Below are 13,748 nucleotides of genomic sequence, written 5' to 3' on the forward strand. Positions count from 1 at the left end.
CTAGACTCGCCGACATGTCCGGCCGCGACCTGTTCAGCCGGCCCCGCCGCATCAGCCGCGGGGCGGCTCTGTCATTGGTCTTCGCCAGTGTGCTCGCCACCGGCGCCGCGACCGGCTCCTTCGACGCCTCCCGCCGCGAGGCCCTTCCCGCCACCCGCGCCACCGGCCCCGACCTGGCCGAGCGGCAGCAGGACGTCGCCGACGCCGCCGCCGAGGCCATGGCCGAGGGCGAGTCCCCGGTCGAGGCCGCCGAGCGCGCCGTCAGCCGCAGCGGCGACCGCTGGGGCGCCGTCTACTCGGAGGGCGAGTACGAGCAGTTCGAGGAGGCCCTCGACGGCGAGTACACCGGCGTCGGCCTCTGGGCCAAGCAGGACAGCGACGGCCGTATCGAGGTCAGCCGTGTCCAGGACGGCTCGCCCGCCGACACCGCGGGCATCCGCTCCGGCGACCGGCTGCTCAGCGTCGACGGCGAGAAGGTCGACGGCCGCCCCGTCACCGAGGTCGTCTCCTTACTGCGCGGCGACGCGCTCGGCGAGGAGACCGAGAACGCGAGCGCCGGTACGACGGTGTCGCTGGGCCTGGAGCGCGGCACCCGCACATGGCAGCGGACGCTGCGCAGGGCCCGCCTCTCCACCGAGGACGTCACCGTCCGCACCCTCGCCGACGGGGTCACCGTCATCAACGTCGACGCCTTCACCAAGGGCTCCGGGGACATGGTCCGGGCCGCCGTGGAGCAGGCCGGCGGCACCTCCGGCTTCGTCCTCGACCTCCGTGGCAACTCCGGGGGCCTGGTCACCGAGGCCGTCACCGCCGCCTCCGCCTTCCTCGACGGCGGACTCGTCGCCACCTACGACGTCGACGGCGAACAGCGCGCCCTGCACGCCGAGGGCAGCGGCGACACCACCAGACCCCTGGTCGCGCTCGTCGACGGCGGCACGATGAGCGCGGCCGAGCTGCTCACCGGCGCCCTCCAGGACCGGGGCCGAGCGGTCGTCGTCGGCTCCCGCACCTTCGGCAAGGGCTCCGTCCAGATGCCGAGCCGCCTCCCCGACGGCTCCGTCGCCGAACTCACCGTCGGCCACTACCGCACCCCCTCCGGCCGCAGTGTCGACGGCAGCGGCATCACCCCCGACCTGGAAGCCGACGACAACGCCCTGAAGAGCGCCGAGACGGTCCTCAGCGGCCTCGGCCGGTGACCGCCGTCCGCCGCCGGCCGACTCCTCCTTCCGGCCGGCCCCGTTAATCGGCTTCCCGAGAACCCCCTCCATGGTGCGAAAATGGTCGGCACTATGAGCAAGGGAATGTACGTACCGAAGGAGTCCCAGCCCAAGAAGGGTGGGACCGCCGCCAAGGGCCGGGACGGCGAGAAGGGCGGCAAGAAGAAGATCGTCGCCCAGAACAAGAAGGCCCGGCACGACTACGCGATCATCGACACCTACGAGGCCGGCATCGTCCTCACCGGCACCGAGGTCAAGTCGCTGCGCCAGGGCCGCACCTCGCTGACCGACGGCTTCGTCCAGATCGACGGGGGCGAGGCCTGGCTGCACAACGCCCACATCCCCGAGTACAGCCAGGGCAGCTGGACCAACCACTCGGCCCGCCGCAAGCGCAAGCTCCTGCTGCACCGCGCGGAGATCGACAAGCTGGGGGCGAACGCCCAGGAGACGGGTCACACGATCGTGCCCCTCGCCCTGTACTTCAAGGACGGCCGGGCCAAGGCCGAGATCGCGCTCGCGCGAGGCAAGAAGGAGTACGACAAGCGCCAGACCCTGCGGGAGCAGCAGGACAAGCGGGAGGCGGCCCGCGCCGTCGCCGCCGCCAAGCGCAGGCAGCGCGGGTAGCGGATCGCGGACGGCGCGCGTGGTTGCCGGGAATACGGTGGCATGCGCTCGCGTTGGTCACGTACGATGGCACCAACACCGGCCAGCCCGGTGTGAGCATTGAGAACAGAACATGGGGATGATCGGTTTCGACAGCGGATGTCGAGGCAGGGGAAGCGTGTCGAGGAAGCGGCCATGATCTCGTAAACCACAGGCCGAAAAAAATAATCGCCACTGTTAAGAGCGATTCTCCCAAGCAGTTCGCCCTCGCCGCCTGATCTCAGGTAGCGACTCGCGAACTCCTTACTCAAGGGAGTGTCAGCCCGGGGGTGTTCCCGACCCGGTCACTGGCATCAGCTAGGGGACTAAACCTTGATCCCGGTCACGGGGTGAAGAGGGAAATCCAACAGTGACTGAGCCCGTCGGCGACTTGTTCGCGTGATCGCCGGGGCTGAGAAAAGCGCAGCGGACTGCACACGGAGAAGCCCTGGTTCCGCACCGTTGGACGCGGGTTCGATTCCCGCCATCTCCACGACGGCCCCGTCGCTTTGAAGCGACGGGGCCCTTTTCATGCGGCGCCTCATAGCTCGGGGGGTTCTGTTGTGTGGCGGCTGCCGGCTGGTTGTGGCTGGTCGCGCAGTTCCCCGCGCCCCTTTGGGGCGCGGCTGCAGCTCGACTTTCTCTAGGGGCGGCGGGTTGTGCTTGCTCTCACTGTCAATCGGGGGGCCAGCAAGGTGGTTTGCGGGGCCTCTGCTCCCTCCAGTTTGCGCATCAGCAGCTCCACCGCTCTCTCGCCCAACTCCGCCGAGGGGATCGCGATCGACGTGATCGGGACGGGGGCGGTCTGGGCCGACTCGTCCGGGCAGAGGGCTGTGATGGAGAGGTCTGCGGGGATGCGTAGGCCCAGTTGCTCGAAGGCGTCTGTCAGGGGTTCCAGGATCGCCTCGTTGTGGATGACCACGCCGGTCAGGGCGGGGTGTTCGCGCAGCAGGCGCTCGGCGACCGCGCGGGCTGCCGCCGGGGTCGCCTCGCAGGGGTGGACCGTGGAGGTGATGCCGTGGCGGGCGGCGGCGGAGGTGAAGCCCTGGACCACGCGCTGGGCGAAGGCGGTCTGGCGGACGTAGACCTCCGGCGGGGAGCCGATCAGGGCGATGACACGGTGGCCGAGGCCCGCCAGGTGTTCCACGCAGAGTTCGCCCGCCGCCTTGAAGTCCAGGTCCACACAGGTCAGGCCGGACGGTTCGGCGGGGAGACCGATCAGGACCGAGGGACGGTCCAGGGCGCGCAGCAACGGCAGCCGGGGATCGTGGAGTTGGATGTCCATCACGATCAGCGCGTCCACCAGGGCCGTGTCGGCGACCCGGCTGAGGCCCTCCTCGCCCTCCTCCTGGGTGAGGAACAGTACGTCGTGGTCGTGCTCGCGGGCGGTGGTGACGACGGAGGCCGCGAACTGCATGACCACCGGGACGTTGATACCGGGGCGTAAGGGGACCACCATCGCCAGGACATTGGACTTGTTGCCGGCCAGGGCTCGGGCGCCGGCGTGCGGGCGGTAGCCGAGCTGGCGGATGGACGCCTCCACCCTGGCCCGGGTCTCCGCCGAGATGGGGCGTTTGCCGCTGAGGGTGTAGGAGACGGTGCTGGGGGAGACACCGGCGTGCCGGGCCACATCAGTGATCTTCACCATCGGGCGTCACCTTCCAGGTCCAATTCCAGGTCCAGTTCCTGTTCTGGTTCCAGGGTGAGGAAGCCTGTGCCGGGTTCGGCCCCGGCCCTGCGGGTGCCCGCCGCCAGGGCCCACCGAGCCCTCGGGTCGTCGCAGGACGCCCGCAGGACATCGCCCTCGCGTACGACCGTGAAGGTGGTGTCGCCGACGGGGACCGTGACCCGGGCGCCGCGTTCCAGGCCGTGGGCGTGGAGGGTGACGCCGTCGGCGTGGTCGTAGTCGGGGCGGTCCGAGACGGCGCCGACCGGGATGACCGCGCCGGGGCGGACCAGCAGGGGCACGCTGTCGAAGGCGTGGCGTTCGCGGACCCAGCGGGGGCCGGTGACGTGCTCGCCGGTGAGGAAGTGGGTCCAGGTGCCCTCGGGGACGTAGTACGTGACGTCGCCCTCGTCGCTGAAGACGGGCGCCACGAGGAGGTCGGGGCCGAGCATGTACTGGCGTTCCAGATGGGCGCAGCCGGGGTCGTCGGGGAACTCCAGGACCATCGCCCGCATCATCGGCACGCCTTCGGTGTGGGCGGTGCGCGCGACCTCGTAGAGGTAGGGCATCAGGCTCAGCTTGAGGCGGGTGAAGTGGCGCAGGACGTCGACCGATTCGTCGTCGAAGAGCCAGGGGACGCGGTACGAGGACGAGCCGTGGAGTCTGCTGTGGGAGGAGAGCAGGCCGAAGGCGATCCAGCGTTTGAAGAGGGCGGGCGTGGGCGTGCCCTCGAAGCCGCCGATGTCATGGCTCCAGTAGCCGAAGCCGGACAGGCCGAGGGAGAGGCCGCCGCGCAGGGACTCGGCCATCGAGGCGTAGGTGGCCTCGCAGTCGCCGCCCCAGTGGACCGGGAAGCGCTGGCCGCCGGTGGTGGCGGAGCGGGCGAAGAGGACGGCCTCGCCCTCGCCCCGGTGTTTGCGCAGGACGTCGAAGACCGTGCGGTTGTAGAGGTGGGTGTAGTAGTTGTGCATCCGCTCGGGGTCGGAGCCGTCGTGCCAGATGACGTCCGTGGGGACGCGTTCGCCGAAGTCGGTCTTGAAGCAGTCGACGCCCTGGGCGAGCAGGGCTTCGAGTTTGCCCGCGTACCAGGTGCGGGCGGCCGGATTGGTGAAGTCGACCAGGGCCATGCCCGGCTGCCACATGTCCCACTGCCACACGCTGCCGTCGGGGCGCTTGAGGAGATATCCGGCCGCCTTGCCCTCCGCGAAGAGGGGGGAGCGCTGGGCGATGTACGGGTTGATCCAGACGCAGACCCGTAGGCCGCGTGCTTTCAGGCGGGCCAGCATGCCCTCCGGGTCGGGGAAGACCCTCGGGTCCCACTCGAAGTCGCACCACTGGAACTCGCGCATCCAGAAGCAGTCGAAGTGGAAGACGGAGAGGGGGAGTTCACGCTGCCGCATACCGTCGATGAAGGAGGTGACGGTCTCCTCGTCGTACGACGTGGTGAAGGACGTCGACAGCCACAGGCCGAAGGACCAGGCGGGTGGGAGGGCCGGGCGGCCGGTGAGGGCCGTGTACTTGCGGAGGATGTCCTTCGGGGTGGGGCCGTGGATGACGTAGTACGTCAGCTCCTGGGTCTCCGCGCTGAACTGGACACGTGACACCACCTCCGAGGCGACCTCGAAGGACACCTTGCCGGGGTGGTCGACGAAGACGCCGTAGCCCTTGTCGGTGAGGAAGAACGGGACGTTCTTGTACGCCAGTTCGCTGCAGGTGCCGCCGTCGGCCTGCCAGATGTCGACGACCTGGCCGTTCTTGACCAGCGGGCCGAAGCGTTCGCCGAGGCCGTAGACGCAGGTGCCGACGCCGAGGTCGAGCTGTTCGCGCAGATAGTGGGCGCCGGTGGCGTCGCGCATGATGCCCATGTTCTTGTGGCCGCTGGTGGTGAGCGGGCGGCCGTGCGCGAGGAAGTCGACCCGCCAGGGGCCGCCCCGGGCCACCCGGACCGACAGGGCGCCCGAGGTCAGGGTCGCGTGGTCGTCGTCGTACGAGAGCTGCGGGGTGGTGTCGTCCTCGGTGAGTTCGAACTCGGGGCCGCGTGGGCGTTCGCCCGTGAAGTGGGTGAGGGTGAGGCCGATGACGTCGGGCATCGGGGTGTGCGCGCGGATGGTGACCACCGGTCCCGTCATCAGGTCGCCGCGGCTGCGGATGGGGCGGGTCGGGGCGTGGATCTCCAGGACGCCGCCGCCGCCGTCGCCGTCGGTCGGCTCGGTGACGTCGAGGACCTCCGCCGGGTACGCCGCCGTGACGCCCTCGCGTAGCAGCCAGTAACCGTCGGTGAACTTCATGTGGGGGGAGTCTCCTTGGGTCGGCGGGTCGGCGGGTCGGCTGCCGGTCGAATCGCTTCGATGGGATTCGATGAGGTTCGATGAGATTTCGATGTGGGGTGTCGAAGCGCTTCGACGAGGACGTTAGGTGGGGGGTGGGGGTCCGTCAATGGGGCGTGCGGGGTGGTTGGTGGGAGGCGCCTGATAGCTCGGGGGTGCGGGAGGTTTTGGCGGGTGCGGGTGCGTTGGGGTTGCTCGCGCAGTTCCCCGCGCCCCTATCAGGCCTGCGGCCTGATAAAGGGCTGCGGGCTGGCACAGAGCTGCGGGCCGATGAAAATGCACGGGGCGCAGCCCCTGCATTTTCAGGGGCGCGGGGAACTGCGCGACCAGCCACAACGCACCCGCACCCGCCAAACCTCCCGTACCCCCGAGCTATTCGGCGCCGGCGGCAGCCGAGTTGTGCAGGTAGGCCAGGGTCGCGGCCAGTGCCGGTAGGGCGAAGGCCGTGGTGAGGGGGCCGGGGCCGTGGTCGGCCGTCCAGCCGCCCGCCGCCGAGCCTGCCGCGATGCCGGCCAGGAGACCTGTGACGGCCAGGGTCATGCCCTCGTTCAACTGGCCCTTGGGGGTGCGCTGTTGGACGAGGGTCATCGCGGTGACCATCGTGGGGGCCGTGGCCATGCCGGCCAGGAGGAGGGCCGGGGCCAGGGGGAGGAGGGACGCGGTGGTGACGGCCGTCAGCCAGGGGAGGGTCATCAGGGCCGCCATCGCCGCGAGGCAGTGGCGGAAGCGGCGGGGTGTGGGGCCCTTCGGGTTCCGGGCGCCGTAGGCCAGGCCCGCCGCGCAGGAGCCCGCCGCCTGGAGGGCCAGGATCACACCCGCCGCCGAGGGGCGGCCGTGGGCGTCCGCGTAGGCGATCGTCGCGACCTCCAGCGAGCCGAAGACCGCGCCCGTGGCGACGAAGGTGATCAGGAGGGAGGGGATGCCGGGGGCGCGGAGGGGGGATTTCGCCGTCGTACGGCCGGTGGGGGGTGGTTCCGTGGCGCGTTGGGCGGCCAGGAGCACCACGCCCGCCATGCAGATCACCCCGCCTATGAGGGTGCCCGCCTCCGGGAACAGGGCCGTGCAGAGGAACGCGGCGATGATCGGGCCCAGCATGAAGCAGAGTTCGTCCACCGCCTGTTCGAAGGCGTTCGCCGTGTGCAGGGCCTCGGGGTCGTCCTTCAGGAGGTGGGCCCAGCGGGCTCGTACCATGCCGCCGGTGTTGGGGGCGGTGGCCGTCGCCGCGTAGGCCGCGAAGAGGGTCCAGGGCGGGGTCCTCCAGTGGACGCAGGCGACCAGGGCCAGGCCGCCGAGCAGGGCGATCGCCGTTGCCGGGATCGCCACCCTCGCCTGGCCGTGGCGGTCGACCAGGCGGGCGGTCCAGGGGGCGACGAGCGCGGTGGCGGCGAGGCCGGTGGCCACCACGCCGCCGGCCAGGGCGTAGGAGTCGTAGACGGTGGAGATCATCAGGATGGCGCTGATGCTGAACATGCCCATGGGGAGGCGGGAAAGAGCGCCCCCGGCGGTGAAGCCGATGGTGCCAGGGGTGGTGAAGAGGGTTTTGTAGCGGGGGGTGGGGTGGGCGCCTGATAGCTCGGGGGTGCGGGTGATTCGGCGACTGCGGGTGCGTTGTGGTTGCTCGCGCAGTTCCCCGCGCCCCTTTTGGGGCGCTGTACCCGGGCGGCGGCCACGTGGGTTGAAGTCCGCTGCCACCAACATGTCCGCGGTGACTGTGAGCAGGAGTGGGTGGGGCCTCTCGGGCCTCGGTGGGTACGGCATGTATTCACCGTCGCTCCGGCCATGATCCACCGTCCAACACTTACTCCGTGGTGATTCACGCACCCCGGTTGTAAGTTCGCCGGGTGTCCAGCTCTTCCGGTCTTCCCGGCCCCTCCGGTCTTCCCGGCTCTCCCGGTCTCGTCGAACCCCGGCTGTTGCGGGCCTTTCTCGCGGTGGCCGACGAGCTGCACTTCACTCGGGCCGCCGCTCGGCTGTATGTGGCGCAGCAGGCGCTCAGTCGGGACATTCGGCGGCTGGAGCGGGAGTTGGGGGTGGAGTTGTTCGTGCGGACGACTCGGCAGGTGACGCTCACGGGGGACGGGGAGCGGCTGGTGCCGTATGCGCGGCGGGTGTTGGAGGCGCAGGAGGCGTTGGTGGCCGCCTTTCGGGAGGCCCGGCCGTTGCTCGTCGATCTCAACTCGCCGGGGTTGGAGACCGGGCAGCGCGTACTGGGGCGGGCCCGCGAGATCGTGCCGGAGCAGGAGTTGATGGCCCGGTACGAGAGCGGGCTGACGTATGCCGCCGCCGAGATCCTCGCGGGGCGGCTCGATGTGTCGTTCGGGAGGTTCGCGGGGCTCGACCCGGCGATCCGGGCCGGGCTCGAACAGCGGCCCGTGCGGTACGAGCCGATGGCGGTGATCCTTCCCGCAGGGCATCGGCTGGCCGCGCTGGACGCCGTACCGCTGGCGGAGCTGGCGGGTGAGCGCGTGTACGCCGGTGCCGGGAATCCCCGTACGCCGGAGTGGACCGGCCTCGCACGGGAGTTGTTCGAGGGGCGGGGGATCGAGGTGGCGCCGCCGGTGCCGTTGGCCGTGGGGCCCGAGGAGTTCCAGCGGCTGATGGCCAAGACGGGGACGCCCGTGCTCGCGGTCGTCGGGCTGCCCGCCCTGCTGCACACCGTGTCCCGGCCCCTCGTCGACCCCGTACCGCTCTCACCTGTGTCGATGGTGTGGCGCAAGGGGCTCACGCACCCCGGGTTGGATGCGCTCCGGCGCGCGGCGGAGGAGCTGGCGCGGGCGGAAGTATGGCTTTCGTTTCCGGAGGACGGGTGGATTCCGGCCACAGATGCACTCATCATGATGAACCGCGCCTGACAGCACACCCCTGGACATCACGCACAGTTCTACATTCGTCGCCCGGGTGTGTGTGAGGGGCGGGCCGCCCCGGACCGGGTGGGGGCCCGGTCCGGTACCGGAAAGTGCGAAAGCCCGTTACCCCGATACGTCGAACACGCACCCCTATTCTTGTCCCGTGGGGGGAAGTGCGTGCACGTGGAGAACTGGCCGAAGGGCTCTCAGCCGAAGCGGTCGAAGGTCGAACACCAGGGTGGGCCCGGAGCCGACCCCGCCGGGTGGCCCGGCGCGGGTGTCAGCAGGGGGGATGAGGTGGTGTGGCCCGATGCCGCGCCCGGTACGGGGGCTGTGCCCCGGCAGCCGAGTGCGGCGGGGCGTGACGGCAAGACGGCCTCCGGTGGTGTGCGTGGCGTATCGGCTTCCGGTGGTGTGCTGGGTTCCGGTGGCCTACCGGCCTCCGGTGGCGCACCGGCCCCCGGTGGTGTTCCGGCGTCCCTCGGGTCCACCCCCTGGGAGCGGGCCGATCAGCCCGGTCGTCATCACGACCCGCATGAGGTGACCGTCCAACTCGACGGTGCGGGAAGGGAGTTGGGCGGCACGCCGGGGGAGTCCGGTGGGGACGCCGGCGAGGGGGCCAAGGAGTCCGACGGGCCCGTGTTCGTGGACGAGTCGGGGCGGCGCAGGAACCGCTACCGGCGGCTCGGGATCGCCGTCGGGACCGCCTGCGCGGCCTACGCGGCGGTGATCGCCGGCACGCTGCTGTCGGGCAACTCGGACGCCCCCTGGCTGCCGGTGCCGATGCAGAAGGACGACAAGCCCGCGAGCGAGGTGGACTCGCCGCCGCTGCCGGACGAGTCGACGGGCTCCGGCGAGTCCGGGGACCGGGCCGACACGGCGGAGGGGCAGGTGCCCAGCGGTGGTTCGGGGCCGGTCCGTACGGGGGCGTCGTCCTCGCCGGGCGGCAAGGCGTCCGGCGGCGGATCAGCGGGGAGCAAGGGGCGCGAGGGCGAGGACGGGAGGAAGCCGTCGGCGTCCGCCAGCGGCAAGCCCTCCGCCGGGCCCGGGGTCAGCCCGGCGCCGAATCCGCAGCCCAGCGCCAGTGTGAAGGACCCGGAGCCCTCGCCCTCCGCGCCCGAGTCCCCGGTCGGGCCCAGCCCCTCCGCCCCGGCCTCGCCCTCGCCCTCCGAGTCGGCGGGCGCCGCCCCGGGGTCGGGGTCGGACTCCGGCTCGGAGAACGTCGCCGGCGGCCCGCCCAGCCCGGCGCCGGTCGAGACCGCCTCCCCGACCCCGGACGCCCCGCCGCAGAACCCGCAACCCTCGCCGACCCCGGAGAACGCCGCCTGATGTCCCACCCCGAGCACGGCGGCGAGCACCCGCACGCCGCCGAGCGCCGTACGGAAACGGAAGGGGAAGGGGAAGGGGAAGGGGACACGGGCTCGCGTAACGCCGCCCATGTCCGCACCCGCTCCCGCAGCCGCACCCGTACGCGTACGCGAAAAAACGCCGACACCCGCACCACGACCCGTACCACCACCCGCACCATGACCCGTACCGCGCCCCGGACGACCACCCCTGCCGCCACCCGCACCCGCCGCGTCCGTCTGCCGCTGCGGCACATCCTGCCCGGCGTCTTCCTCCTCGCCCTGATGGCGATGCTGATGCTGCGCGGCTATGTGCACAGCGAGATCCTCGCCGACCACCGCGTCGGGCCGCCCGTCGCGAACGACCGGGTGCCCAAGGAGATACTTGAGGGCGGCCCGGTGATCGACACCCGATCGGGGCGCCAGGTGAGCTTCGAGGTGCCGGACCGCGAGCTGGTCCTCACCTTCGACGACGGCCCCGACCCGGTGTGGACCCCGAAGGTCCTCGACATGCTGAGGAAGTACGACGCCCACGCCGTCTTCTTCATCACCGGCACCATGGCCTCCCGCCACCCCGAACTGATCGAGCGGATGGTCGCCGAGGGCCACGAGATCGGGCTGCACACCTTCAACCACCCCGATCTCTCGCTCCAGTCCAAGGAGCGCATCGACTGGGAGCTGTCCCAGAACCAGCTGGCGCTCGCGGGCGCCGCCGGTGTGCGCACCTCGCTGTTCCGGCCGCCGTACTCGTCGTTCTCCTCACAGATGGACAACCGGACCTGGCCGGTCGCCCAGTACATCGGCAGCCGTGGCTACATCACCGTCGTCAACACCACCGACAGCCAGGACTGGAGCCGGCCGGGCGTCGACGAGATCATCCGCCGGGCCACACCGGAGGACGGCAAGGGCGCGATCGTGCTGATGCACGACTCCGGTGGTGACCGCTCGCAGACGGTCGCCGCGCTGGACCGGTACATCGGCGGACTCCAGGACAAGGGCTATGAGTTCGACACCCTCACCGAGGCCCTGGACGCGCCCAGCGCGCACACCCCGGTGAGCGGCCTCGGTCTGTGGAAGGGCAAGGCGTGGGTGGCGCTCGTGCAGGCGTCGGAGAAGACGACCGGCGTCCTCGTCGTCGCGCTCTCGGTCGTCGGCGTCCTCGTCCTCGCCCGCTTCGGGCTGATGCTGATCCTGTCGATCGCCCACGCCCGCCGGGTCCGCCGCCGGGGCTTCGTCTGGGGCCCGGACGGCCCGGTCACCGAACCGGTCTCCGTGCTCGTGCCCGCGTACAACGAGGCCAAGTGCATCGAGAAAACGGTGCGTTCGCTGGTCAAGGGCGACCACCCGATCGAGGTGCTGGTCATCGACGACGGTTCGAGCGACGGCACGGCCCGCATCGTCGAGGAGCTGAGCGCCGAACTGGCCGCCGACCCCGCCGTACGCCATGAGGTGCGCGTCGTACGGCAGGAGAACGCGGGCAAGCCCGCCGCCCTCAACCGGGGGATCGCCAATGCCCGCCATGACCTGATCGTCATGATGGACGGCGACACGGTCTTCGAGCCGTCCACCGTACGGGAGTTGGTCCAGCCGTTCGCGGACCCGCGCGTGGGCGCGGTCGCGGGCAACGCCAAGGTCGGCAACCGGGACACCCTCATCGGTGCCTGGCAGCACATCGAGTATGTGATGGGCTTCAACCTCGACCGCCGGATGTACGACGTCCTGCGCTGTATGCCCACCATCCCGGGTGCCGTGGGCGCGTTCCGGCGCGAGGCGCTCGACCGGGTCGGCGGGATGAGCGAGGACACCCTCGCCGAGGACACCGACATCACCATGGCCATGCACCGGGACGGATGGCATGTGGTGTACGCGGAGAAGGCGCGCGCCTGGACCGAGGCGCCCGAGTCCGTCCAGCAGCTGTGGTCCCAGCGGTACCGCTGGTGCTACGGCACGATGCAGGCCATCTGGAAGCACCGGCGGTCGCTGTTCGAGCGGGGCGCCTCCGGTCGCTACGGCCGCGTGGGCCTGCCCCTGGTGTCCCTGTTCATGGTGGTCGCACCACTCCTGGCCCCCCTCATCGACGTCTTCCTGCTCTACGGGCTGGTGTTCGGGCCGACGGAGAAGACCATCGCCGCGTGGCTGGGCGTCCTGATGGTCCAGGCGGTGTGCGCGGCGTACGCCTTCCATCTGGACAAGGAGCGGATGACGCATCTGATCTCGCTGCCGCTTCAGCAGTTGCTCTACCGGCAGTTGATGTACGTCGTGCTGCTGCAGTCGTGGATCACGGCGCTGACCGGGGGCCGGCTGAGGTGGCAGAAGCTGCGGCGGACGGGGGCGGTCGGGCTGCCGGGTGAGCCCGGCTCCTCGGACGCCCAGGCGCGGTCGCAGGCTCGGTCGCGGTCGCGGGAAGGGAGCCAGGTCGTATGAGCACGCTGGCCCAGGGCTCGGACCCGGCGGCCGCGGGGACCGACGCGGGGACGGAGGCGGCCCGAGCCCCCTCCCGTGACCGCTACTTCGACTTCCTCCGGGCGGTCGCCCTCTTCCGGGTGGTGCTGTACCACCTCACCGGCTGGGCGTGGCTGCCGCTGCTGTTCCCGTCCATGGGGGTGATGTTCGCGCTGGCGGGCAACCTCATGGCCCGTTCGCTGAAACGCCCGCCGCTGGGGGTCGTCAAGGGCCGGATGCGTCGACTGCTGCCCCCGGTGTGGCTGTTGGGCGCGGTGGGCGTGACCGGGATGGTGGCGCAGGGCTGGGGCCCGGACGCGGACGGGCACCCGGGCTGGTGGTGGTTCCATCTGACCTTCTGGGCCCTCCCGATCAGCGATCCGCCGTACGCGGAGGGCCTGCCCGGGGTCCGGGGTTTCATCGGCGCCGACTGGGCCGTGGAACTGGCCGGACCGCTCTGGTACGTCCGCGCCTACCTCTGGTACGTGCTCCTCTCCCCGCTGCTGCTGCGCGCCCTGCGGGCGAGGCCGCTGCCGACGGTCCTGGCCCCGCTGGCGCTGGCGGCGGCGTTCGAGTCGGGGCTGCTGGACGTTCTGCCGGGGGAGCGTTTCGCCTCCGGACTGACGGACTTCAGCACGTTCGGGGCCTGCTGGGTGCTCGGGATGGCACACCAGGAGGGGATGCTGAGGCGGCTGCCGCGCTACCTCGTCCCGTCCGTGGCCCCGGCGATCGCCCTGTTCGGCCTCTGGTACGCGCTGAACGACGACTTCGGCGCGGGCAACGACCTGGACAGTATGCCGTTCGCGCAGTCGCTCTGGTCGTTCGCGACGGTTCTGCTCCTGCTGCACATCAGCCCGACGTGGACGGAGTGGCCGCGCCGGCTGCGCCGCTGGGACGGGGCGATCACCCTCCTCAACTCCCGTGCGGTGACGATCTATCTCTGGCACAACACCTGCATCCTCATCGCGGCGACCCAGTGGGACCGCCTGTGGAGCGTGGTGTTCCTGGAGCAGAACGTGCCGTGGCTGCTGGAGAGCCCGTGGCCGGTGCTGGTGGTGACGTGGCTGCTGATCGCGCTCTGCGTCGTCGCCTTCGGCTGGGCGGAGGATCTGGCGGCGCGGCGGAGGCCGCGGTTGTGGCCGAGCCGGGTGGGGAGCGGGGGGACCCTGCGAAAGGGCTGACCTGCTGGGGGAGTTGGCCGGGCGCGGTCGGGCTTGGTCATGTACTGACCGCGTAACCAAGTGGGATACGCACTTGCGTGC

Annotated in this window: 9 protein-coding genes and 1 other RNA gene; 7 read left to right on the top strand and 3 right to left on the bottom strand. The window is 71.0% G+C overall.

Annotated features, from left to right (window positions below):
* Nucleotides 1-14 precede the first annotated feature (14 nt).
* From ACWD4G_RS02930 to ssrA, 3 genes are all read left to right on the top strand, one after another.
* On the top strand, nt 15-1,196 hold the full coding sequence (locus tag ACWD4G_RS02930; protein ID WP_451290373.1) for a S41 family peptidase: 1,182 nt from the start codon (nt 15-17) through the stop codon (nt 1,194-1,196).
* Between the two features lie 105 nt (nt 1,197-1,301).
* Nucleotides 1,302-1,841: an SsrA-binding protein SmpB gene (smpB, locus tag ACWD4G_RS02935; RefSeq protein ID WP_451290752.1), complete on the top strand. Its 540-nt coding sequence runs from the start codon at nt 1,302-1,304 to the stop codon at nt 1,839-1,841.
* A 114-nt stretch (nt 1,842-1,955) separates the two neighbouring features.
* Nucleotides 1,956-2,355, top strand: a transfer-messenger RNA (tmRNA) gene (ssrA, locus tag ACWD4G_RS02940).
* Between the two features lie 147 nt (nt 2,356-2,502).
* Here the strand turns inward: ssrA and ACWD4G_RS02945 are convergent.
* The 3 genes from ACWD4G_RS02945 to ACWD4G_RS02955 form a co-directional block, all read right to left on the bottom strand.
* Nucleotides 2,503-3,507, bottom strand: coding sequence for a LacI family DNA-binding transcriptional regulator (locus tag ACWD4G_RS02945; protein ID WP_451290374.1), 1,005 nt, complete (start codon nt 3,505-3,507; stop codon nt 2,503-2,505).
* A complete protein-coding gene (gene yicI / locus ACWD4G_RS02950) occupies nt 3,501-5,813 on the bottom strand; it encodes an alpha-xylosidase (protein WP_451290375.1) in 2,313 nt (770 codons plus the stop codon). The genes ACWD4G_RS02945 and yicI overlap by 7 nt, the downstream gene beginning before the upstream one ends.
* Before the next feature lie 411 nt (nt 5,814-6,224).
* Nucleotides 6,225-7,610: an MFS transporter gene (locus tag ACWD4G_RS02955; RefSeq protein ID WP_451290376.1), complete on the bottom strand. Its 1,386-nt coding sequence runs from the start codon at nt 7,608-7,610 to the stop codon at nt 6,225-6,227.
* An 83-nt stretch (nt 7,611-7,693) separates the two neighbouring features.
* On the opposite strand from ACWD4G_RS02955, the gene ACWD4G_RS02960 reads away from it, so the two are divergent.
* From ACWD4G_RS02960 to ACWD4G_RS02975, 4 genes are all read left to right on the top strand, one after another.
* Nucleotides 7,694-8,704: a LysR family transcriptional regulator gene (locus ACWD4G_RS02960; protein ID WP_451290377.1), complete on the top strand. Its 1,011-nt coding sequence runs from the start codon at nt 7,694-7,696 to the stop codon at nt 8,702-8,704.
* Nucleotides 8,705-8,995: 291 nt separating this feature from the next.
* Complete coding sequence (locus ACWD4G_RS02965; RefSeq protein WP_451290378.1) at nt 8,996-10,027, top strand: hypothetical protein; 1,032 nt, start codon at nt 8,996-8,998, stop codon at nt 10,025-10,027.
* Nucleotides 10,028-10,224: 197 nt separating this feature from the next.
* A complete protein-coding gene (locus ACWD4G_RS02970) occupies nt 10,225-12,468 on the top strand; it encodes a glycosyltransferase (RefSeq protein WP_451290753.1) in 2,244 nt (747 codons plus the stop codon).
* The gene (locus ACWD4G_RS02975; protein WP_451290379.1) at nt 12,465-13,667 is read left to right on the top strand and encodes an acyltransferase family protein; all 1,203 of its coding nucleotides are present in this window, start codon (nt 12,465-12,467) and stop codon (nt 13,665-13,667) included. The genes ACWD4G_RS02970 and ACWD4G_RS02975 overlap by 4 nt, the downstream gene beginning before the upstream one ends.
* The last annotated feature ends 81 nt before the right edge of the window (nt 13,668-13,748 follow it).

The organism is Streptomyces sp. NPDC002643, assembly GCF_053592555.1.